Source organism: Pseudomonas sp. TUM22785 (genome assembly GCF_028198105.1).
In the GTDB taxonomy this organism is placed as follows: domain Bacteria; phylum Pseudomonadota; class Gammaproteobacteria; order Pseudomonadales; family Pseudomonadaceae; genus Metapseudomonas; species Metapseudomonas solani.
Genome location: NZ_CP116239.1, coordinates 1,845,595 through 1,869,803 on the forward strand (window position 1 = coordinate 1,845,595; position 24,209 = coordinate 1,869,803).

General features: G+C 66.4%; 9 protein-coding genes. 4 read left to right on the forward strand and 5 right to left on the reverse strand.

From position 1 onward, the window contains the following. Window positions 1-111: 111 nt before the first annotated feature. Entirely contained in the window at window positions 112-318 is a 207-nt protein-coding gene (locus tag PI990_RS08740; RefSeq protein ID WP_271660388.1) for a hypothetical protein, read from the reverse strand. Here PI990_RS08740 and PI990_RS08745 point away from each other — a divergent pair. The 3 genes from PI990_RS08745 to PI990_RS08755 all read left to right on the forward strand — a co-directional run bounded on the left by PI990_RS08745 (window position 317) and on the right by PI990_RS08755 (window position 17,340). Then, window positions 317-16,306, forward strand: coding sequence for a retention module-containing protein (locus PI990_RS08745; protein WP_271660389.1), 15,990 nt, complete (start codon window positions 317-319; stop codon window positions 16,304-16,306). The genes PI990_RS08740 and PI990_RS08745 overlap by 2 nt on opposite strands. Before the next feature lie 73 nt (window positions 16,307-16,379). Further along, window positions 16,380-16,718 carry a tryptophan synthase subunit beta gene (locus PI990_RS08750; protein ID WP_111259521.1) on the forward strand — a complete coding sequence of 113 codons (339 nt, stop codon included), beginning with the start codon at window positions 16,380-16,382 and terminating at the stop codon, window positions 16,716-16,718. Window positions 16,719-16,998: 280 nt separating this feature from the next. After that, window positions 16,999-17,340 carry a hydrolase gene (locus tag PI990_RS08755; protein ID WP_228723558.1) on the forward strand — a complete coding sequence of 114 codons (342 nt, stop codon included), beginning with the start codon at window positions 16,999-17,001 and terminating at the stop codon, window positions 17,338-17,340. Between the two features lie 672 nt (window positions 17,341-18,012). Here PI990_RS08755 and lapD read toward each other — a convergent pair. From lapD to PI990_RS08775, 4 genes are all read right to left on the reverse strand, one after another. Next, entirely contained in the window at window positions 18,013-19,968 is a 1,956-nt protein-coding gene (lapD, locus tag PI990_RS08760; RefSeq protein ID WP_271660390.1) for a cyclic di-GMP receptor LapD, read from the reverse strand. A gap of 3 nt (window positions 19,969-19,971) precedes the next feature. Next, the gene (gene lapG, locus PI990_RS08765) at window positions 19,972-20,655 is read right to left on the reverse strand and encodes a cysteine protease LapG (protein WP_236207429.1); all 684 of its coding nucleotides are present in this window, start codon (window positions 20,653-20,655) and stop codon (window positions 19,972-19,974) included. A gap of 87 nt (window positions 20,656-20,742) precedes the next feature. Then, window positions 20,743-21,144: a YbaN family protein gene (locus tag PI990_RS08770; RefSeq protein ID WP_111259518.1), complete on the reverse strand. Its 402-nt coding sequence runs from the start codon at window positions 21,142-21,144 to the stop codon at window positions 20,743-20,745. A gap of 13 nt (window positions 21,145-21,157) precedes the next feature. Further along, complete coding sequence (locus tag PI990_RS08775; protein ID WP_173177028.1) at window positions 21,158-21,742, reverse strand: UPF0149 family protein; 585 nt, start codon at window positions 21,740-21,742, stop codon at window positions 21,158-21,160. 136 nt (window positions 21,743-21,878) lie between these two features. On the opposite strand from PI990_RS08775, the gene recQ reads away from it, so the two are divergent. Further along, a complete protein-coding gene (recQ, locus tag PI990_RS08780; protein WP_271660391.1) occupies window positions 21,879-24,011 on the forward strand; it encodes a DNA helicase RecQ in 2,133 nt (710 codons plus the stop codon). Window positions 24,012-24,209: the final 198 nt, after the last annotated feature.

The following is a 24,209-nucleotide window of genomic DNA, read 5'->3' on the forward strand; positions in this document are numbered from 1 at the left end:
AAAAAATCTTATGCACTCCTCTGAATCGAGCACATCTTCTTTCCCTGTCAGCCGCGTTTATTGAGGCCTGCAGGGCCTTTTCGGCGAACGGCTTGGGTGGTCAAACCAGTTTCACAGCCAAAGGGGCGGGGATGTTCTGATGGAGTAGTACGACACGGAGAATGAGTGACGATTTTTTGTCGCGAATTTTTTGACCAAAATACTGTCGTTCCATTCCGCTTCAGTTTTTCCTTTTTCCAGTCCCCGATGCAGAACGGTCTTGGCCCTATTGCGATAGGTGTCGGCGGTGGTCGGCAGCGTGGTGGAGGAAGGATTCATGGCTACGGTAATCGGTGTCGTCAGTCGGGTAGTAGGCGAGGTGTTCGCGGTAGCAGGCGACGGAACGCGCCGGCCCCTGGTGGAAGGCGACAGGCTGTTCGCCGGCGAGCAATTGCTCACCGGTGCTGAAGGTGCGGTCTCGGTGGCGCTGGCCAATGGCGGCGAGCTGACCCTGGGACGCGACAGCAGCATGAACCTCGGTACCCAGTTGCTGGCCAACCCCGGCAACGGCGATGCGCCGGTCGACCCCACCGCTGACGCGCAGCAGCCGCAACCGCCGAGCCAGCAGGACCTGACCGACGTGCAGCAACTGCAGGCCGCGATCGAGGCCGGCGCCGACCCGACCCAGACCGGTGAAGCGACCGCAGCAGGCCCCGGTGCCGGTGGTGCAGGCGGTGCAGGGGGGGTTGGCGGTGGCCACTCCTTCGTGCTGCTGTCGGAAACCGCCGGTGCGCTCGACCCGACCATCGGTTTCCCCACCGGCCCCATCACCGCCGGCCCGTTGTTCCCCGAGGCGGAGATTCTCGCGCCTGCCGACTTCAGCCCCGAGCTGACCGTGGTCTTCCTCGATAAGGAGGGCAGTGTGGTCACCGGCCCCGGCGTGGTGGACGAAGAAGCGCTGGATGGCGGCGAGAACGGTGGCGGCCACCCGGGCAGCAACCCCGGCAGCAACGCCGAGACCACCTCGGGCACCCTGATCATCAATTCCCCCGACGGCATCAGCCGCATCGAAGTGCTGGACGCCGCCGGCAACTGGATCAACGTCGCCGGTGGCGGCACCGTGCAGGGCACCTATGGCGTGCTGGTGTTCGATGCCGCCGGCAACTGGACCTACACCCTCACCGACAACAGCCTGGATCACAGCAACCCCAATGCCACCGGGGCCGACGACCAGCTGTTCGATAACTTCAGCGTGCGCGTGTTCGACCTCGACGGCGACGTATCGCCCACCGTGCCGCTGACCATCGCCATCAATGACGACGGCCCCAGCGCCGGCCTGGAACTCTCCCGCGAAGGCGGCGACGTGATCATCGACGAGAGCGCCGGCCTGCAACCGGGCAGCCATGACGTCGCCGGCCCCCTGGCGGTATTCGATGGCGTTGCCAACCCTTCGTCGGATATGCGCGCCTACGCCCAGGGCACCGCCCCGGCGGTGATTGCCAACTATGACTTCGGCGCCGACGAAGGCGGCGCCACCGCCGTCTATTCCCTGGCGCTGATCGAAGGCGAGGGCGGCGAAGGCCAAGGGGAGGGCGGCTTCGGGATCGAGGCCGTCAGTGGGCTCACCACCACCAGTGGCAGCCCCATCACCCTGAGTGTGGAAGGTGGCCTGGTGGTCGGCCGCGACGCCGACGGCAACGCCGCGTTCGCCATTGCCATCGACCCGGATACCGGCGTCATCAGCGTCGCCCAGTACCAGTCCCTGCATCACCCCGATGGCAGCGACGCCAATGACAGCATCGACCTCAGCGGCCTGATCCGCGCCGTGCTGACCGTCACCGATGGCGACGGCGACAAGGCCGTGGCCAGTGCCGACATCGGCCAGCTGATCCGCTTCGTCGACGACGGCCCCACCGCCAGCATCCAGACCAACGAAGGCGTGCGCGTCAGCCATGACGAAAGCGCCGGCCTGCAGAACGGCACCGTCACGCCCACCCCCGGCGGTGACGCCAACGACAACGACACCAATGCCCCGTCGGTGGTCAGCCTGTTCAGCGGCGTGAGCAACACCGGCACCGACCTGTCCAGCACCGGTTACGCCACCAGCAATGGCGCGGTGGTGGATATCTCCGGCAGCAGCACGGGTGAGGACAACGAAGGCGCCACCACCGTGCTCAGCCTCTCCATCGTCGACGGCAACGGCAGTGACTCCGGCCTCACCACCACCGATGGCCAGACCATTCGCCTGTACCTGGAGAACGGCCTGATCGTCGGCCGCGTGGACGGTGGCGACACCGGCCCCGGCGCGGCGGCCTTCGCCATCGCCATCGGCCAGGACGGCAGCGTCAGCGTGGCCCAGTACATCTCCCTCAACCACCCCGACACCGGCAGCGCCGATGATGCCGTGACCCTGTCCGGCAAGGTCCGCGCGGTGGTCACCGTGACCGACGGCGACGGCGATGTGGACACCGCCCAGGTGGGCATCGGCGGCGCCATCCGCTTCGAGGACGACGGCCCCAGCGCCGTGATCGAGCGGCTGGAAGGCGTGCGCGTCACCCATGACGAGAGCGCCGGGCTGCAGAACGGCACCGCGACCCCGACGCCCCAGGGCGATGCCCTGGATGACGACACCAGCAACCCGGATGTGATCGCCCTTTTCGCCGGCGTGAACAACGTCGGCACCGACCTGTCGGGCTATGCCACCAGCGCCGGCCCGGTGGTCAGCACCGCGGGCACCAGCACCGGTGAAGACAACGAAGGCGCCACCACCGTATTGAGCCTGGAGATCACCGGCGGCGACGGCACCGATTCGGGCCTCACCACCACCGCCGGCCAGGTCATCCGCCTTTATATGGAGAACGGCCTGATCGTCGGCCGCGTCGACGGGGGCGACCAGGGCCCCGGCGCCGCGGTGTTCGCCGTGGCCATGGGCCAGGACGGCACCCTCAGCGTTGCCCAGTACATGTCGTTGAACCACCCGGACACCGGCAGCCGCGATGAGGGCGTCGACCTCGGCGGCCTGGTCAAGGCCGTGGTCACCGTCACCGACGGCGATGGCGATGTGGACGTGGCCAAGGTCAACATCGGCGGAGCCATCCGCTTCGAGGACGATGCGCCCACCGCGAACATCCAAGCGGTCGAAGGTGCACGCGTCACCCATGACGAGACCCCCGGCCTGCAGAATGGCACCGCCACCCCGACCCCGGGCAGCGACGCCAATGACAACGACACCAACAACCCCAGCGTGATCGCGCTGTTCAGCAGTGTGACCGATGCCGGCACCGCGCTGGCGGCCGGCTATGCCACCAGCAACGGCCCGGTGGTCGACGCCTCCGGCAGCAGCACCGGTGAAGACCAGGAGGGCGCGACCACCGTGCTCAGCCTGGAAGTGCAGGACGCCAACTCGGGCCTCACCACCCTGGACGGTTCGTCCATCGTGCTCACCGTGGAGAACGGCCTGATCGTCGGCCGCGTGGACGGCGGCACCTACAACGGCCAGGCCGCGTTCGCCGTGGCCATCGTCCAGGACGGCAGCATCAGCATCGCCCAGTACATTCCGCTGCAGCACCCGGATACTGCCAGCCATGACGAGGCGCTCAACCTCTCCGGCAAGATCCGCGCCGTGGTCACCGTCACCGACGGCGATGGCGACGTGTCGACGGATTCCGTCGGCATCGGCGGCGCCGTGCGCTTCGAGGACGACGGCCCCACCGCCACCAAGGTGACCGCCACCAGTACCCTGGACGACGAGGGCCTGTCCGGCGGCATCAATGGCGGGCCTGGCGACGTCTCCGGCGCCCACACCAGCACCAGCGGCAGCCTCGGCTACGATGCCGGCGCCGACGGGCTGAAATCCATCGAGCTCACCGGGCCCAGCAGCCTGGGCAGCGAGAGCGTCACCTCCACCTGGAACGCCTCGACCAACACCCTGACCATCAGCAGCGCCCGTGGCGACCTGATGACCGTGGTGCTGACCGATCTGGCCACCGGCGCCTACACCGTCAACCTGCTGAAACCGCTGATGCACACGGTGAGCGGCACCGAGGACAACATCACCCTCAACGTCGGCTACAAGGTCACCGACGGCGATGGCGACACCGCCGACGGCTCCCTGGCGGTGACCATCAACGACGACACCCCGACCTTGCAGGTGGGCGCCCTGGACCTGAACTCCTCGGTGACCTTCGTCGGCACCGATGCCGGCTACAGCAACAGCTACGGCTACTACATCAAGGGCGACGACGGCACCCCGCTCAGCGGCAAGGTGATCTGGGCCAACGTCCACGACCAGAGCACCGGCGACACCTTCGACCTGGGCAACCTGGACCCGGCCAGCACCGGATTCTTCATCATTCCCGACGGCGGGGCCAACGGCGGCCTGGCCAACGGCGCCGACATCACCTTCCAACTGGTGGGCGGCAAGTGGCAGGCCTTTATCGGCAGCACCCCGCTGACCGGCGCCGACGGTGCCAACGTGCTGTTCAGCGACGCCGCCCTCAACCCCGGCGGCTCGCACCTGCAGGACACCGGCAACGCCGGCAACCAGAACTGGGAAGACAAGACCGCCACCTCCGATTACGACTACAACGACGTCAGTACCAGCGTCACCTGGGGCTCGACCCTGCAACTGCAGGTGGATGAGACCAACCTCGGGCTGGGTGCCACGGCCACCGCCAGCGCTGATTTCAGCGGCCTGTTCAACGTGCAGCCCGGTGCCGATGGCCTGGGCAGCCTGGACTACGGGCTGGAAGTCACCAACCCGGCCTCCGGGCTGGTGGACACCGAGACCGGCGATGACGTGGTGCTGTTCCTGGAGAACGGCCAGGTCGTGGGCCGCGTCGGCGACGCCAGCGGCGAAGTGGTCTTCACCCTGACCGTGGGCGCGGACGGCAAGGTCACCCTCGAGCAACTGCGTGCCATCGAGCACCCGACCTCCGACCCGGACGAAGCGGCCTTCCTCGGCTCCGGCCACGTCAAGCTCAACCTGACGGTGACCGACGGCGACGGCGACACCGCCAGCGGCGGCCTGGACATCGGCAAGGTCATCAGCTTCCGTGACGATGCCCCGAGCATCAGCGCCGGCGAGATCGCCAGCGGTGAGCTGCAGGTGGATGAAACCAACCTGCTGGTGGACAAGACCGTCGACTACAGCACCGCCTTCACCTCCAGCTACGGCGCCGACGGGGCCGGCAGCATCAGCTACAAGCTGGCCATCAGTGCCACGGGGGCCGACAGCGGCCTGAAGGACACCGCCAGCGGCAGTGACATCAAGCTGTACCTGGAAGGCGGGCAAGTGGTTGGCCGCGTGGGCGGCCCGGCCGGGGCGATTTCCTTCACCGTCACGGTGGACGCCGACGGCAAGGTCACCCTCGACCAGAAACTGGCCATCGTCCACCCCACCGGCGACCCGGACGAGGCCACGGGCCTTTCCGCCGCCGACCTGGTGAAACTGGTGGCGACCATCACCGACAAGGATGGTGATTCCAGCAGCGCCACCCTCAACCTGGGCAACGCCATCAGCTTCAAGGACGACGGCCCGAACATCGACCCGGGCCCGGTCGAATCCGGCAGCCTGCAAGTGGATGAAACCGTCCTCGGCACCGATGCCACCCGTGACTTCAGCGGCTCGTTCACCCACGCCTTCGGCAACGATGGCGCCGGCACCATCACCTATGCGCTGACCATCAGCGCACCGGGCGCCGACAGCGGGCTGAAAGACACCGCCAGCGGCAGCGACATCAAGCTGTACCTGGAAGGTGACGAAGTGGTGGGCCGTGTGGGCGACCAGAGCGGCGCCGTCGCCTTCAAGGTCACGGTGGATGCTTCCGGCAACGTCACCCTCGACCAGGTGCGTGCCATCGTGCACTCGCCCAACACCGGGCCGGACCAGGCCACCGGCCTGTCTGCGGCCGACCTGGTGAAACTGACGGCGACCATCACCGACAAGGACGGTGACACCGACAGCGCCACGGTGAACCTGGGCAATGCCATCAGCTTCAAGGATGACGCGCCCAGCATCCGTGCGGCCGAAATTCCGGCTGACAGCCTGCAGGTGGATGAAACCTTCCTCGGCAGCAACAGCACCACGGACTTCAGCTCCGCCTTCATCAAGAACTACGGCGCCGACGGCGCCGGCACCACCACCTATGCCCTGGACGTGAAGTCCCAGGGCGTCGACAGCGGCTTGAAGGACACGGCCACCGGCAGCGACATCAAGCTGTACCTGGAGGGCGGTGAAGTGGTGGGCCGTGTCGGCGGCGACACCGGTGCCGTCGCCTTCAAGGTCACGGTGGATGCCAGCGGCAAGGTCACCCTCGACCAGGTGCGCGCCATCGTCCACTCGCCGAACACCGGCCCTGACCAGGAAAGCAGCCTGGGTGCGGCCGACCTGGTGAAACTGGTGGCGATCATCACCGACAAGGACGGTGACGCCAACAGCGCCACCCTCAACCTCGGCAATGCCATCAGCTTCAAGGACGATGCCCCGAGCATCAACGCCGGCCAGGCCCAGGTGGGCAGCCTGCAGGTGGACGAAACCAACCTGGCGCTCAACGCCACCACCAACTTCAGCGGCGCCTTCACCGGCAACTACGGCGCCGACGGTGCCGGCAGCATCGGCTATGCGCTGGAGGTAAAAGCCCAGGGCGCTGACAGCGGCCTGAAGGACACCGCCACCGGCAGCGATATCAAGCTGTACCTGGAAGGGGGCGAAGTGGTGGGCCGTGTCGGCACCTCCACCGGTGCCGTTGCCTTCAAGGTCACGGTGGATGCCTCGGGCAATGTCACCCTCGATCAGGTGCGTGCCATCGTGCACTCGCCCAACACCGGGCCGGACCAGGCCACTGGCCTCTCTGCGGCCGACCTGGTGAAACTGGTGGCCACCATTACCGACAAGGACGGTGACGCCAGCAGCGCCAGCCTCAACCTCGGCAATGCCATCAGCTTCAAGGACGACGCCCCGACCATCAACGCCGGTACGGCCACTGCGGCCAGCCTGCAGGTGGATGAAACCAATCTGGCGCTCAACGCCACCACCAACTTCAGCGGTTCCTTCACCAGCAGCTACGGCGCCGACGGTGCCGGCAGCATCGGCTATGCGCTGGAGGTAAAAGCCCAGGGCGCTGACAGCGGCCTGAAAGACACCGCCAGCGGCAGCGACATCAAGCTGTACCTGGAAGGTGACGAAGTGGTGGGCCGTGTGGGCGACCAGAGCGGCGCCGTCGCCTTCAAGGTCACGGTGGATGCTTCCGGCAACGTCACCCTCGACCAGGTGCGTGCCATCGTGCACTCGCCCAACACCGGGCCGGACCAGGCCACCGGCCTGTCTGCGGCCGACCTGGTGAAACTGGTGGCCACCATCACCGACAAGGACGGTGACGCCAGCAGTGCCAGCCTCAACCTGGGCAATGCCATCAGCTTCAAGGATGACGCGCCCAGCATCCGTGCGGCCGAAATTCCGGCTGACAGCCTGCAGGTGGATGAAACCTTCCTCGGCAGCAACAGCACCACGGACTTCAGCTCCGCCTTCATCAAGAACTACGGCGCCGACGGCGCCGGCACCACCACCTATGCCCTGGACGTGAAGTCCCAGGGCGTCGACAGCGGCTTGAAGGACACGGCCACCGGCAGCGACATCAAGCTGTACCTGGAGGGCGGTGAAGTGGTGGGCCGTGTCGGCGGCGACACCGGTGCCGTCGCCTTCAGGGTCACGGTGGACGCCAGCGGCAAGGTCACCCTCGACCAGGTGCGCGCCATCGTCCACTCGCCGAACACCGGCCCTGACCAGGAAAGCAGCCTGGGTGCGGCTGACCTGGTGAAACTGGTGGCGACCATCACCGACAAGGACGGTGACGCCAACAGCGCCACCCTCAACCTCGGCAATGCCATCAGCTTCAAGGACGATGCCCCGAGCATCAACGCCGGCCAGGCCCAGGTGGGCAGCCTGCAGGTGGACGAAACCAACCTGGCGCTCAACGCCACCACCAACTTCAGCGGCGCCTTCACCGGCAACTACGGCGCCGACGGTGCCGGCAGCATCGGCTATGCGCTGGAGGTAAAAGCCCAGGGCGCTGACAGCGGCCTGAAGGACACCGCCACCGGCAGCGATATCAAGCTGTACCTGGAAGGGGGCGAAGTGGTGGGCCGTGTCGGCACCTCCACCGGTGCCGTTGCCTTCAAGGTCACGGTGGATGCCTCGGGCAATGTCACCCTCGATCAGGTGCGTGCCATCGTGCACTCGCCCAACACCGGGCCGGACCAGGCCACTGGCCTCTCTGCGGCCGACCTGGTGAAACTGGTGGCCACCATTACCGACAAGGACGGTGACGCCAGCAGCGCCAGCCTCAACCTCGGCAATGCCATCAGCTTCAAGGACGACGCTCCGACCATCAGCGCCGGCCAGGTCGAAGCCGGCAGCCTGCAGGTGGACGAAACCGTTCTCGGCACCGATGCCACCCGTGACTTCAGCGGTTCCTTCATCCGCAACTACGGCGCCGACGGTGCCGGTACCACCACCTACGCCCTGGACGTCAAGGCCGCAGGCGCCGACAGCGGCCTGAAAGACTCCGCCACTGGCAGCGACATCAAGCTGTACCTGGAAGGCAATGCCGTGGTCGGCCGTGTCGGCAGCGACACCGGTGCCGTCGCCTTCAGGGTCACGGTGGATGCCGACGGCAAGGTCACCCTCGACCAGAAACTGGCCGTGCTGCACACCCCCAACAGCGGCCCGGATCAGCCTACCGGCCTCTCCGCCGCCGACCTGGTGAAACTGACCGCGACCATCACCGACAAGGACGGTGACGCCAGCAGCGCCACCCTCAACCTGGGCAATGCCATCAGCTTCCGTGACGACGCGCCCACCGCCGGCAACAGCACCGCTCCGAACGTGCTGGACGACGAAGGCCTGTCCGGCGGCATCAACGGCGGGCCCGGCGATGTGGCCGGCGCCAGCACCAGCACCAGCGGCACGCTGAACTACAGCGCCGGCGCCGACGGGCTGAAGTCCATCGAACTGACCGGGCCCACCAGCCTGGGCAGCGAGAGCGTGACCTCCACCTGGAACGCCTCGACCAACACCCTGACCATCAGCAGCGCCCGCGGCGCCCTGATGACCGTGGTGCTGACCGACCTGGCCAGTGGCGCCTACACCGTCAACCTGCTGAAACCGCTGATGCACACGGTGAACGGCACCGAGGACAACATCACCCTCAACGTCGGCTACAAGGTCACCGACAAGGACGATGACTCGGCCACCGGCAGCCTGGCCGTGACCATCAACGACGACACCCCGACCATCCAGGTCGGCGCCCTGGACCTCAACTCCTCGGTGACCTTCGTTGGCAGCTCGGCCGGCTACAGCAACAGCTATGGCTACTACATCAAGGGCGACGACGGCACCCCGGTCAGCGGCAAGGTGATCTGGGCCAACGTGCACAGCCAGACCGCTGGCGACACCTCCGACATCAGTGGCCTGGACCCGGCGCACACCGGCTTCTTCATCATCCCCAACGGCGGCGCCAACGCCGGGCTGGCCAACGGTGCGGAAATCACCTTCCAGCTGGTGGGCGGCAAGTGGCAGGCCTTCATCGGCAGCACCCCGCTGACCGGCGCCGACGGTGCCAACGTGCTGTTCAGCGACGCCACGCTGAACCCCGGCGGCTCGCACCTGCAGGACACCGGCAGCGCCGGCAACCAGAACTGGGAGGACCAGACCAACTCGTCCGACTACGACTACAACGACGTCAGCACCAGCGTGACCTGGGGCGCCACCCAGCAGTTGCAGGTGGACGAGTCGAACCTGGCGCTGAACGCCACCGCTGATTTCAGCGGCCTGTTCAACGTGCAACCGGGTGCCGACGGCCTGCAGAGCCTGGCCTACAAACTGACCGTGCAGGACGCCAACTCCGGCCTGGTGGATACCGCCAGCGGGCAGAACGTGGTGCTCAGCGTCAACGGCGCAGGCGTGGTCGAAGGGCGTACCGCCACCGGCAACGACCTGGTGTTCACCCTCACCGTGGGTGCGGACGGCAAGGTCACCCTTGACCAGCTCCGCTCCATCGTCCACCCGACCTCTGATCCGGACGAGGCCAAGTTCCTTGGCTCGGGCCATATCAGCCTGAGTGCCACCGCCACCGATAAGGACGGCGATACGGCCACCGGCAACCTGGACATCGGCAAGGTCATCAGCTTCAAGGACGACGCCCCGGCCACCGGCACCAACCAGACGGTGCAGCTGGACGACGACGCACGGCCCAACGGCATCCCCGGCGGTACCGGCGACGACGCCGACTCGCAGAATGCCACCGGCACCCTCAGCCATAGCTATGGCAACGACGGTGCGGGCAGCATCAGCTGGGTCAACACCGGCGCACCGGCAGGCTTCACCTACGAGACCTCGGGCAACAACCTGGTGATCAAGCAGGGCACCACCACCGTACTGACGGTGACCCTGACCAATAGCCAGACCGGTGCCTACTCGGTGGTGCAGAACGCGCCGATCCACCACGCCGATGGCGACAACGAGAACAACCAGGCCTTCCAGCTCACCTACAAGGTCACCGACAAGGACGGTGACAGCGCCAACGGCACCCTGAACATCAACGTCGACGACGACACCCCGGTGGCGAAGAACGACGTGGCGACCGTGGGCGAAAGCGTGGCGCCGGACATCAACATGGTGTTCGTGCTGGACTTCAGCGGCAGCATCAGCAAGTCCGAACTCGGGCAGATGCTCGATGCCGTGAAGGCTGCTGCCCAGGCGCTGTTCACCGGTAACACCGGTGATGTGCAGATGCAGGTGGTGGCCTTCTCGGGAGACGCCAAGTCCTACGCGCCGGTGACCAGCTATGCGGCCTTCGAAAGCCTGATCAACTCCCTCGACCCGAACGAGCCCGGTGGCGTGCGCCCCTATGACGGCAACACCGACTTCACTGCGGCCATCGAGAAGACCATGGATGCCTTCAACCCGCTTCCGGGCTGGAACAACCAGGTCGTGTTCATCAGCGACGGCAACCCCAACGAGCAGACCCAGAGCGGCAATGCGCTGCTCAACCAGACGGCCACCGACTGGCAGCAGTTCATCAACGACAACGGCATCAACGTCACCACCATCGGTATCGGTGACGGCATCGACAACGACAACCTGCAGGACGTCGATCTCGACGGCAGCGGCTCGCCCATCCTGATCGGGGACTTCTCCGACCTGGTGGACACCCTGCTCGACCAGGTCAGCACCGGCATGGTTTCCGGCAACGTGCTCAATGGCAGCGATGGCGTCGCCGGCACCGCCGACGACGACGGCTTCGGCGCCGACGGCAAGGGCGGTATCAAGTCCCTGACCGTCGATGGCGACGTGTATACCTGGAACGGCAGCAATGCCACCGCCCAGTTGAACATCACCACCGACCTGGGTGGCAAGCTGGCCTTCAACTTCGCCACCGGCGCCTGGAGCTACACCGCGCCGAGCGGGTTGACCGGCAATACCGCCGAGCAGATCGGCTACACCATCGTCGACTCCGACGGTGACCCGTCCAGTGCCACGCTGACCATCAACATCACCGCCGCGAACGACGCGCCGGTGGCGGTCAACGACACCTTCAGCACCAACGAAGACACCTCGGTGACCATCACCAGCGCAGGCCTGTTCGGCGCCGATGGCACCGGGCCGCTGAACGACCACGACGCGGACTCCAGCGCCTTCACCACCATCAAGGTGACCCAGCTGGCGAGCAACGGCGTGCTGCAGTTCAACGGCGCTGCGGTGACCCTGAACCAGGTGATCAGCATCGCCGACATCAACGCCGGCAAGCTGGTGTTCGTGCCGGACGGCAACGAGAACGGCGCGCCCTATGCGACCTTCAAGTACCAGGTCAGCGACGGCAGCACCTACAGCAACGTGGCCACGGTGACCATCAACGTCGCGGCGGTCAACGATGCGCCGGTGGCGGTCGACGACAGCTTCAGCACCAACGAGGACACGGCCGTCACCATCACCGCCAACGGGCTGATCGGCGCCGATGGCACCGGGCCGAACAACGACAGTGATGTCGATTCGGGTGCCTTCGACAACATCAAGGTGACCCAGCTGGCCACCGACGGTGTGCTCAAGCTCAACGGCGTGGCCGTGACCTTGAACCAGGTGATCACCCTCGCCGATATCAACGCCGGCAAGCTGGTGTTCGTGCCCGATGGCAACGAGAACGGCTCGCCCTATGCCACCTTCCAGTACCAGGTGAGCGACGGCAGCCTCTATAGCAACACGGCCACCGTGACCATCACCGTCAACCCGGTGAACGATGCGCCGGTGGCGGTCAACGATACCTTCAGCACCACCGAGGACACCTCGGTGACCATCACCGCCGCCGGGCTGTTCGGCGCCGATGGCACCGGGCCGGACAACGACAGCGACGTGGACTCCAGCAGCTTCGCCAACATCAAGGTGACCCAGCTGGCCAGCAACGGCGTACTGCAGTTGAACGGCGTGGCCGTGACCCTCGGCCAGGTGATCAGCGCCGCTGACATCAACGCCAACAAGCTGGTGTTCGTGCCGGACAGCAACGAGAACGGCTCGCCCTACGCGACCTTCCAGTACCAGGTGAGCGACGGCAGCCTCTATAGCAACACGGCGACCGTCACCATCAACGTCTCGGCGGTGAACGATGCGCCGGTGGCGGTCAACGACACCTTCACCACCACCGAAGACAACGCGGTGACCATCACCAGCACCGGGCTGTTCGGTACCGATGGCACCGGGCCGCTGAACGACAGCGACGTCGACTCCGGCGCCTTCACCGACATCAAGGTGACCCAGCTGGCTACCGACGGCGTGCTCAAGCTCAACGGCGTGGCGGTGACCCTGAACCAGGTGATCAGCATCGCCGACATCAACGCCGGCAAGCTGGTGTTCGTGCCGGACGGCAACGAGAACGGCGCGCCATATGCCACCTTCCAGTATCAGGTGAGCGACGGCAGCCTCTATAGCAACACGGCCACGGTGACCATCAACGTCACGGCGGTGAACGACGCGCCGCTGCTTGATCTGGACGGCAACGACAGTGCCGGTGTGGTGGGTACGGGTTACCAGACCACCTACACCGAAGGCTCTGCCGCGGTGGCCATCGCCGATATCGACACCCTGGTGACCGATATCGACAACAGCACCATCGCCTCGGCCAAGGTCGTGCTGACCAACGCCCAGGCAGGAGACGTGCTGACCGCCACCGGCCTGCCGAGCGGCATCACCGGCGTGGTGGACACCAGCGTCGCCGGCAAGATCACCGTCACCCTCACCGGTGTCGCCACCAAGGCGGCCTACGAGACGGCGATCGAGACCATCCGCTACTCCAGCACCAGCACCAACCCGAGCACCACGCCGCGCAACGTGACGGTGGTGGTCAACGACGGTGTGACCGACTCCAACACCGCGCAGACCACCATCAAGGTGGTGGCGGTGGACAACGGGCCGGATGCCAAGAACGATGTCGCCAACGTGGTCGAAGGCCATGGCCAGGACTTCAACGTGGTCTTCGTCCTCGACTTCAGCGGCAGCATCGACAACACCGAGCTGAACCAGATGCTCACGGCGGTCAAGCAGGCGGGCGCCGAGCTGTTCGACGGCACCTCGGGGCATGTGCAGCTGCAGATCGTGGCGTTCTCCTCGACCGCCACCTCTTATGTGCCGGTCACCAGCGTCGAGGCCTTCAGCTCGCTGATCGACAGCCTCAACCCGAATGCCGGTGGGGTCCGTCCGTTCGACGGCAACACCGACTTCACCGCAGGTATCCAGCAGACCATGAGTGCCTACACCCCGATCTCGGGCTGGAGCAACCAGGTCGTGTTCATCAGCGATGGCAACCCCAACGAGCAGACCGGTACCGGTGGCAACTCGCTGACGGATGCCACCTCGACGGCCTGGAACACCTTCGTCGACAGCAATGGCATCAACGTCACCACCGTGGGCATCGGCGACGGCATCAACAATGCCCGCCTGCAGGACGTCGACCTCGACGGCCAGGGTTCGCCGCTCAACGTGGCCGGCTTCGGCCAGCTGGTGGACGCGCTGCTCGGCCAGGTGGTCGGTGGCGATGTCTCCGGCAACGTGCTCTGGGGCAGCGATGGCGTCAGCGGTACCGCGGACGACGACAGCTACGGCGTTGACGGGGCCGGCTACATCAAGTCGGTCACCATCGGCAGCGTCACCTACACCTGGAACGGCACCTCGACCATCACCCCGAGCAGCGGCTCGCCGATTTCCGGCAGTGTGCTGACCGGTATCGAGACGCCGGAACACGGCAAGCTGACCTTCAACTTCGCCACCGGTGCGTGGAGCTACGTGGCGCCCGACGGGCTCACCAGCAACCTCACCGAGCAGTTCGGCTACAGCCTGGTGGATTCCGATGGCACCACCGACACCGCGACCCTGACGGTCAACGTGACCGACGCCAACAGCCCACCGGCCGGTGCGGACGCGACCCTCAGCCTGCTGGAAGATGCCAGCCACGTGCTGAGCGCGAGCAGCTTCGGCTTCTCCGATGCCGAGGGCGACAGCCTGGCTGCCGTGAAGATCACCACCCTGCCCACCGCCGGTCAGCTCACCCTGAACGGCAGCGCCATCAGTGCCGGGACCACCGTCTCGGTGGCTGATATCAACGCCGGCAAGCTGGTCTTCACCCCGGCGGCGAATGCCAGCGGCACCGGCTACGCCAAGTTCACCTTCCAGGTGCAGGACGACGGCGGCACGGCCAACGGCGGGGTCAACCTCGACCCGAACCCCAACACCATCACCTTCAACGTCACCGCGGTGAACGATGCGCCGGTGCTGGGTGGCATGGGCGGTACGCTGAACTACACCGAGAACGCCGGCGTGAAGATCATCGACAGCAGCGTCACGCTGAGCGATGTCGACTCGCCGAACTTCAACGGTGGCTCGCTGGTGGTGGCCTTCACCGCCAACGGCACGGCAGCCGACCAGCTGTCGGTGGTCAACCAGGGCACCGGTAGTGGCCAGCTCAACGTGAGCGGCAGCAACCTGCGCCTCGGCTCCACCAACATCGGCACCATCGCCGGCGGCACCAACGGCAGCAGCCTGACGATCAGCTTCACCAACAACCTGGCGACCCTCGCCGTGGTCCAGGCGCTGATCCAGCAGATCGCCTACGCCAACACCTCCGACAACCCGTCCACCCTGGACCGTACCCTGAGCTTCACCGTCAAGGATGGCGACGGCACCGCCAACGGCGGCGTCGACAGCGCCTCGGCCATCGCCTACGTGCACCTCAATGCCGTGAACGATGCACCGGTCGCCAACGCCGACCACGTGGTGGCCTACAACGCCTCGGTGGTGGTGCCGGACTGGGCGCTGCTGTGGAACGACAGCGATGCAGACAGCAATGTCCTTTCGCTGAACAGCGTCGGCGGTGCCAGCGGTGGTTCGGTCTCCCACAGCGGCAGCGGGCTGGCGGGCACCACCAGCTTCACCGACAGCGGCTCGGTGGGCGGCTCCTTCACCTACACCACCAAGGATGAGCAGGGCGCCGTCAGTGGCTCGACCACGGTCGATGTCGACCGCGACAACAGCGGCACCCTTGGCAGTTCGGGTGACAGCAGCGACCAGATCGTCATCGACAACAGTGCTCTCGGGAACACGCTGGCCGGTGGCAGTGGCAACGATGTGCTGATCGGTGGCGTGGGCGATGACACCCTCAACGGTGGCAACGGCAACGACCTGCTGGTGGGGGGCGCCGGCAACGACGCGCTCAACGGCGGCGGCGGGATCGATACCGCCAGCTACATCGACGCCACCTCGGGGGTGACGGTGAGCCTGGCTTCCGCAGCAGCGCAGAACACCGGCGGTGCGGGCACCGACACCCTGTCGGGGATCGAGAACCTGATCGGCTCCAACTTCGGCGATGTGCTCACCGGCAACTCCGGTGACAACACGCTGAGCGGGCTGGCGGGCAACGACACCCTGATCGGCAACGGTGGCAACGACATCCTCAGTGGCGGCGACGGGGCCGACACCTTCAAGTGGCAGGCGGGCGAGACGGGGCTGACCCATATCACCGACTTCACCAAGGGTGTGGATTCGCTGGACCTGTCCCAGCTGCTCTCCGGCGAACATGCCAACCTGGGCAGCCTGAGCCAGTACCTGACCTTCAGCTTCGGGGCCAGCACCACCATCACGGTGGACTCCAATGGCGCCGGTGCCGGGGCCACGGGGCCGACCATCGTGCTGGACGGCATCAACCTGCAAACCTCCTACGGGGTGGCGGATGCTGGCGGTGTGATCTCCGGCATGCTGGGCGATGGCACGTTGAAGGTTGACGTCTAAGCTCTGTAAACGAAGCGGCCCGCCACCTCTCCGGGTGGCGGGCCTTTTTTATGCGGATTGGGGAGAGCAGTCCATGGTGTACGTACAGCGTGATGAGCGGGGCCGGGTGCTGCGGGTCGAGTCGGAGCCTTTCGAGCACATGACCCACAGCATGCCGGCCGCAGATCCGGAGGTGCAGAGCTGGCTGGCCAGCCGCTCGCTGCACGAGCACCTGATGTCGCTGCAGCATTCCGACCTGGAGCTGGTGCGGGTGATCGAGGACCTGGTCAGTGTCCTCGTCGACCGTGGCGTGATGCGCTACACCGACCTGCCCGAAGCCGCACGCAACAAGCTCCAGCACCGTGCCCAGGCCCGCGCCCAGGTGGAAGGGCTGGGCAGCCTGGTGCAGGACGAGGGGCGTTTGCCGTATTGAGCCACGGTCGCCGTTGGGCGGTGCCCATGCGCGAAAGGGCTTGGATGCGTGCCTGGGCCCATCGCGGTTGAAACCGCTCCCACGGGCTTTTTCTTCCTGAAATGAATGGCAAAGGATAAAGCCCCGGAGGCGACAGAACCGGCGCCTGCCGTTGCGTTCTATTGCGCGACGGCTCCTCGGTTCACCGAGGGTGACCCGGGTTGCGGCCGTCATGTCCTCTTCAGGAGCGATACGCGAGATGGCGACAAAAGCGGGTGTCTTCACCAGACGAGTGTTGGGCGTGCTTTTGACTGTGGTGGCGCTTGGGGCGGTGACGGCCCATGCGGTGGATTACGACCTGGATAACGATGGCTATCGTGATGCCCAGTTCGGTGGCAGCGACCACGACCTGGACAACGACGGCTACCGCGATGCCCAGTTCGGCGGCAGTGACCATGACCTGGACAACGACGGCTATCGCGATGCCGAGTTCGGTGGCAGCGACCATGACCAGGACAATGACGGTTACCGCGATGCGCAGTTCGGCGGCAGTGATCATGATCTGGACAACGACGGCTACCGTGATGCCCAGTTCGGTGGCAGTGACCATGACAGCGACAACGACACCAACCGTGACGATTAACCGGCTCCACCCGTAACGAGAACGCCCGCAGATGCGGGCGTTTTCTTTATCTGCGTTAAGTGTTGCTAGGGGATTTGAGCCCCGCTGATTGTCGAGTTTTGCTGATGCTTTTGGTTTCGCCCACCCGGGCGAGTCACTTTTCTCAGTCGCCAGAAAAGTAACCAAAAGGGCTTGCCCCTCCATACGGGTCTGGCTGAAGCCAGACTTCCCTCGCTCCATCATCGTTCCAGGGGCACGCCGCGAAGGGCCATCCCTGGCCCATCGCGGCTCTCGCGACATCCATGTCGCTCAACCCCTTCCACGACGATTCGCTCGGCCTCCTGGGAAGGGGCGTTTGGCGGCTGCTCCAACTGTCTTCGCCCAACGTATCAACCACGTGGTGCGCACGGACTTTCGTAGGATGGGTCGGGCGGCGCTCCGCGAGCGGAGCGAAACCCATGCAGTGGAGGTGGCAGAGGTCCATAAATGCCCGGAAACCACTGTGCTTAAGCGCTTGCTTTAACGCCGCAACAGCTAACGCAGGCATAGCCTTTTCTTTTGCGGACGGCTTGGTGGGCTGAAGCCCACCCTACGGGTTGTGGGAGCGAATTCATTCGCGAAAAGGGCTGGGCCGGGTGCCTGGGTTTTCGCGGTTGAAACCGCTCCCACAGGTGCGCCGCCGGCCAACATTCATCAGGCCTGGGTTTCGCTCCAGGGGGCGGGGGGGCCGATGAGGCGGCCCATGGCGCCCTGGATGCCCAGCTCGCCGAGCACGGCCAGCTCGCCCGGGGTTTCCACCATCTCGGCGATCAATGGCAGGTCGATACTGTTGGTGGCGCGGTACATCGCTTCGATGAACATGCGCTTGTCGTTCTCCTGGTCGATGGCGCGGATGTAGGTGCCGTCGATCTTCAGGTAGGCCAGCCCCAGGTGGGTGAGGTTGCCGATCAGGCTGAAGCGCCCGCCGAAGTGTTGCAGGCCGAGGTGGAAGCCGGCTTCGCGTACCGCCTGGCTGAGCTGCTCCAGAGCGGCGGGGGGCGGCAGGAAGCGCTCGTCCACTTCCAGGGTCATCAGGTCGGCGTGCTGCGGGTGGGCGCGGAGCATGGCGAGCAGGCGTTCCTGGCTGGCAGGCTCGCGCAGGGTGGCGGCGGAGAGGCTCAGGGCCAGCGGCTCGGGGTGCTGCTCCAGATGGGTGAGGGTGTGTTCGAGCATCGCCAGGTCGAAGCGCGCGGCCCAGCCCAGGCGTTCGATCCAGGGCAGGAAGCGGCCGGCGGCCACGGCTTCGCCCTGCGGGTCGAGCAGGCGCGCGAGGACCTTGCGGTGCAACAGCTTGCCGGTATCGGCGCAGTCGGCCACGGGCTGGAAGTAGAGCTGCAGCTTGCCTTGCTGCAGGGCTTCGTCGATCCACGCGCGCCAGCTGTGCAGGCCCTGATTGGGCGCGGCCTGGTAGTCGTCGAGGCGCTCCCAGGGGTGTGTCGGGTTGCTTTGCGCCTGGGCCAGGGCCTGGTCGGCGCGGCCGATGACGCTGGCGGCGTCCTCGCCGGGGCGGAAGGCGGCGATGCCCAGGTGGGCCACCGGGGTGCAGTCGCTGGCGCCGGTGCTGCGCAGGCTTTCCAGGGCGTCGCTGAGGCTCTGGGCGAGGAGGTCGGCGTCGTCGTTGACCAGGCCGGGGGCGAGCAGGGTGAATTCACCGCCCCGGCTGCGGGCCGCCAGCCAGTCGGGGTTGCCGCGGTCTTCCAGGACTTTCTTCAGCAGTTCGCCGATCTCGCCGATCAGGGCGTCGGTGCGCTGGCCGCCGAGGCGCTGGTTGAGGCCGCCCAGGTCATTGACCCGCAGCAGCAGCAGGTAGCCGGCGGCGTTCTGCTCGGCCACGGCCAGCTGGTTGCCCAGGCGGATGTCGAACTGGCGGCGGTTGGCCAGGCCCGTGAGGCTGTCCTGGTAGGCCTCCTCGCGCAGCTTCTCGCTGCGCGCGGCCTCTTCGGCGAACAGGGTCTTGAGCTTGTCGACCATCTGGTTCATGGCCAGCACCACGCGCTTGAGTTCGGGTGTGCGCGGCACCCGGGGCAGGGTGAGGAACTCGCGGCGGCTGATGGCCTGGGCCTGCTGCACCATGTTGTCCAGCGGGCGCAGCTGGGTGCGCAGGAGGAAGCCGCCGAGCACGGCGCTGACCAGGCCGCAGAGCAGCAGCCAGAGGAGGCTGCCGATGGCGCTGTCCCACAGCTTGGCCAGGGCGAATTGCGGGTGGCTGAGCACCTCGACCCGCGCGGCCTGCTCCCAGCCGCGCATGATCAGGGCGTCGCCGCCCTGGGCACGCAGGTCGACCAGTTTCACGAACCAGGCGGGCACCTTGTCCGAGGTCGGGTCGGCCTGGCGTTCGACGATGACCTTTTCGTCGGCGATGTTGACCACGCGGATGCGGGCGAAGTAGCCGCTGTCGAAGATGGAGCTGACCATCAGCTCGATCATCGCTGGGTCGTCCACGTGGGGCGTCATGGACAGGGCGAGGGCGGTGGCGGCGTCCTGGGCGTGGGAGCGCAACTGGCTGCGTAGCTGTTCCCGGGAGCTTTCCACCCCGGCGAGGAAGCTGCCGGTGAAGGCCACCACGAGGAACAGGCAGATCGCCAGAAACAGCTGCTTGAGTAACGACATCGTCTATCCCTCTCCAATGGCGAAGCCTTCGGCGCGCATCTTCTGCAGGATGTCCTGCCAGCGCGAAAGCTTCTTGCTGTCACCACTGCGCTTGCCGGCGGTGTACAGGCCTTCGGCGTTGAAGGCGTACACGGGCAGCAGGTCCTTGCGTTGCGAGGCCGGCCTTATTTCGCCGATCAGGTTGTCCAGTACCAGCGGGTCCGAGCTGGGGCTGGCGTAGTAGGTGAGCACCATGTGTGCCTGGTTGTAGTTGAGTGCCTTGACGTAGGTGATGCGCAGCTTCTCGGACGGGATGCCGAGGCGGCGCAGGGTGAAGTACTTGGCGATGGAGTAGTCCTCGCAATCGCCGGCGCCCTTGACCAGGGCTTCGACGGGGGTGGCCCAGTAATCGTTCTGGCCCCAGTTGCGCTGGTCGTCGACGAAGCGCAGCTGGCGGTTGAAGAAGCGGTTGACCGTGGCGAGCTTCTCCTTCTCGGGCAGCTCGCCACTGCCGTTGATCAGCGCGCTCCAGGCCTCGATGCGTTCCTTGGCGGTGCCCAGGCTGCCGTAGCGTTTCTGCGCGTTCTGCAGGATCAGGCCGAAATCCCAGTTGGCGGCGACCGCCGAGACCAGCAGGCAGGCGAGCAAGGCCAGCCACGTCGTTCGTGGCCGTCCTTGCTTCGCTTTCGCACGCCGCCCTAGCTGCATCATCAGGGTCTCCGCCCTTGGATCAGTGCAGTCTAGGTGGTGGCCGGGCTTTTTGCCGGTGGGCTCGAAGGATGTTGCGGGGTGGGCTCAGTCGCGCCCCAGGGTCTTCTGGCGAAGGATGTAGAGGGTGACCAGCACGGCGCTGGTGAGCATGAAACCGCGCGCCCAGGGCAGTGGCACGAGGTAGCAGGAGAAGGCGATGCTGATCCACATCAGGCCGATGGCGTAGACCTTGCCCTTGAGCGGGATGCCGTTGCCTTCGAGGTAGTCCCTGATCCAGGGGCCGAGATGCCTGTGGTTGACCAGCCAGAGGTAGAAGCGCCGCGAGCTGCGCACGAAGCAGGCGGCGGCGAGGAGGAGGAAGGGCGTGGTCGGCAATACCGGCAGGAAGATGCCGATCACGCCCAGGGCGACGGCGAGCCAGCCGACCACCAGCAGTACGTAGCGCACTGCCGGGCTGCGGCTCTGGCGGATGTCACCGTGCGCCATCAGCGCGACCGTCTCAGTGACGCGGCTTGAGCAGGGCGGGCTTTTCTTCCGGGGCGTTGCACAGCAGGAACAGGGCGGTCAGCAGCTCGGGGATCTGCTCGACCATTTCGTCGACCAGGTTGCGATCGGCGGCGATATCGGCGAATTCGGGCTGTTCGTCGAACAGGCCGGAACCGACCATGATCGGCAGCAGCAGCTCGCTGACTTCCTCTTCGGCGTCTTCGAACCACACGGATTCGCGCAGGAACACGCCTTCCATGAAGCCGATGCACCAGCCGCGCAGGTCGGAATCATCCGGGTCGTCGCCCAGGTCGAGGTCGCAGGGCATCTCCGGGTCTTCGTCGCTGGCCAGCTGGCGGGCGATGTGGGCCTTGAGCAGCAGCAGGGTGGCTTCGATCTCCTCGCGCTCGGCGTCGCTGCGGTAGTGCGGCGGCTCGGCGAACAGGGCGTCGATCCACTCGCGCTCCGGAACCTGGTCCGGGCAGATGCACAGGGCGGTCAGGTAGCCATGGGCGGCCACGTAGTCCAGGGCTTCTTCGTGCAGGTCATCGGCATCGAGGAAGGCTTGCAGGCGGGACAGTTGCTCAGCGAAGGACATCGTGGGACTACCTTGAGGAATAAACGAGGGTGGATTCTAGTCGAGTGGAAGGCCCGCGGCAAAAGCGGCCCCGATGGGCGAGGGCTTCCTCGGGCGTTTGCTGACGTATAATGCGCGGCTTCCTTCGGAGACCCGCATGCTCGACCACGCCCAGCGCATCCTCAAAGACGTATTCGGCTACGACGCCTTCCGCGGCCACCAGGCGGCGATCATCGACCGCGTGGCCAAGGGCGGCGATGTGCTGGTGCTGATGCCCACCGGCGGCGGCAAGTCCCTGTGCTTTCAGGTGCCGGCGCTGCTGCGCGACGGATTGGCGGTGGTGGTTTCGCCGCTGATCGCACTGATGGAGGACCAGGTCGCCACCCTCGACGAGCTCGGCGTGGCCGCCGTGGCGCTGAACTCCACCCTGAGCAACGACGAGCAGCGCGATATCGCCGACCGCATCCGCCGGGGCGAGATCAAGATGCTCTACCTGGCGCCGGAGCGCCTGGTGCAGCCGCGCATGCTGGCCTTCCTGCAGAACCTGGACATCGCCCTGTTCGCCATCGACGAAGCCCACTGCGTGTCCCAGTGGGGGCACGATTTCCGTCCGGAATACCTGCAGCTGGGCCAGCTCGCCGAGCTGTTCCCCGAGGTGCCGCGCATCGCCCTGACCGCCACGGCGGACATGCGCACCCGCGAGGAGATCGTGCAGCGCCTGCACCTGCAGAACGCCGAGCGCTTCCTGTCGAGCTTCGACCGGCCGAACATCTTCTACCGCATCGTCGCCAAGGACAGCCCGCGCAAGCAGTTGCTGTCCTTCCTCACCGAGCGCCGTGGCGACGCCGGCATCGTCTATTGCCTGTCGCGCAAGAAGGTCGATGAGGTCGCCGCCTTCCTTTCCGAGCAGGGCTACCCGGCGCTGCCGTACCACGCGGGCCTGCCCAGCGACCTGCGTGCCTACCACCAGAAGCGCTTCCTCAACGAGGAGGGGCTGATCATGGTGGCGACCATCGCCTTCGGCATGGGCATCGACAAGCCCAACGTGCGCTTCGTCGCCCACCTCGACCTGCCCAAGTCCCTGGAGGCCTATTACCAGGAGACCGGCCGTGCCGGCCGTGACGGCCTGCCCGCCGATGCCTGGATGGCCTACGGCCTGCAGGACGTGCTGCTGCTCAAGCAGATGCTCAACAATTCCGAGGGCGACGAGCGCCACAAGCGCATCGAGCAGCACAAGCTCGACGCCATGCTGGCCCTGTGCGAGGAAATCCGCTGCCGCCGCCAGGCGCTGCTGGCCTACTTCGACGAAGAGCTGCCCCAGCCCTGCGGGCATTGCGACATCTGCGTCGACGGCGTGCAGACCTGGGACGCCACCGAGCCCGCGCGCCAGGCGCTCTCGGCCATCTACCGCAGCGGCCAGCGCTACGGCGTCGGCCATCTGGTCGACCTGCTGCTGGGCCGCGACAACGAGAAGGTCCGCGCCGCCGGCCACCAGCACCTGTCGGTCTTCGGCATGGGCAAGGCGCTGTCCGAAGGCGAATGGCGCACGCTGTTCCGCCAACTGGTCGCCCGTGGCCTGGCCGATGTCGACCTCGACGGCTTCGGCGGCCTGCGCCTGACCGATGCCTGCCGCCCGCTGCTGCGCGGCGAGGTGAGCCTGCAACTGCGCCGGGACATCTCCACCAAGGCGCCGAAGCCCGCCGCCAGTGCCGCCAGCCAATTGGTGCGGGGCGAGGAACGCGAGCAGTGGGAAGCCCTGCGCGCCCTGCGTCGCAAGCTGGCCGAAGAGCACAGCGTGCCGCCCTATGTGATCTTCCCCGACGCCACCTTGCTGGAAATGCTGCGCAGCCAGCCGAGCACCCTGGCGGAGATGGCGCGGGTCAGTGGCGTGGGCGCGCGCAAGCTGGAGCGCTACGGCGAGGCGTTCCTCGAGGTGCTCAACGGTGGCGCCGAAGCCGCGCCAGCCCCGCGCGCGGTGGCCGACCTGCGCCACGAACTGGTCAGCCTGGCCCGCGCGGGCATGACCCCGGCGCAGATCGCCCGCCAGCTCGACTGCACCGAGAAGAACGTCTATTCGCTGCTGGCCGAGGCCATCAGCGAGCAGCAACTGAGCCTGGAACAGGCCCTGGACCTGCCCGAGTCGATGCTCGGCGAGGTGCAGGACGCCTTCCTCGATGGCGAGGGCGAGCTGCCCAGCGTCGCCCAGGTTGCCGAGATGCTCGGCGGCAAGGTGCCGGAAGGCGTGCTGCATTGCGTGCGTGCCGCGCTGCAGGCGGAATTCGAATCCTGAGTGGAGGGGCACGGCCCCTCGTGACCCCTCCGGCCTCTTGTGGCCGATTCCGCCTGCTACTAATGTGCAACAAGGCTTCCGGCCGGCGATGTGAGGTCGCCGCCGGTGCCGTGAGGGTCAGGGCTGTGAGGGCGCTTCGTCTACGTGAGGTAGGCGGCGATGTACTCCTGTCCTGACGCTGCAAGGCCGGGCGCGGCA

Bases quoted from the DNA above. Each gene is read 5' to 3' on its own strand.
- PI990_RS08745 (WP_271660389.1), top strand. From the start codon at position 317: ATGGCTACGGTAATCGGTGTCGTCAGTCGGGTAGTAGGCGAGGTGTTC.
- PI990_RS08740 (WP_271660388.1), bottom strand. From the start codon at position 318: ATGAATCCTTCCTCCACCACGCTGCCGACCACCGCCGACACCTATCGC.
- PI990_RS08750 (WP_111259521.1), top strand. From the start codon at position 16,380: ATGGTGTACGTACAGCGTGATGAGCGGGGCCGGGTGCTGCGGGTCGAG.
- lapD (WP_271660390.1), bottom strand. From the start codon at position 19,968: ATGTCGTTACTCAAGCAGCTGTTTCTGGCGATCTGCCTGTTCCTCGTG.
- lapG (WP_236207429.1), bottom strand. From the start codon at position 20,655: ATGCAGCTAGGGCGGCGTGCGAAAGCGAAGCAAGGACGGCCACGAACG.
- PI990_RS08770 (WP_111259518.1), bottom strand. From the start codon at position 21,144: ATGGCGCACGGTGACATCCGCCAGAGCCGCAGCCCGGCAGTGCGCTAC.
- PI990_RS08775 (WP_173177028.1), bottom strand. From the start codon at position 21,742: ATGTCCTTCGCTGAGCAACTGTCCCGCCTGCAAGCCTTCCTCGATGCC.
- recQ (WP_271660391.1), top strand. From the start codon at position 21,879: ATGCTCGACCACGCCCAGCGCATCCTCAAAGACGTATTCGGCTACGAC.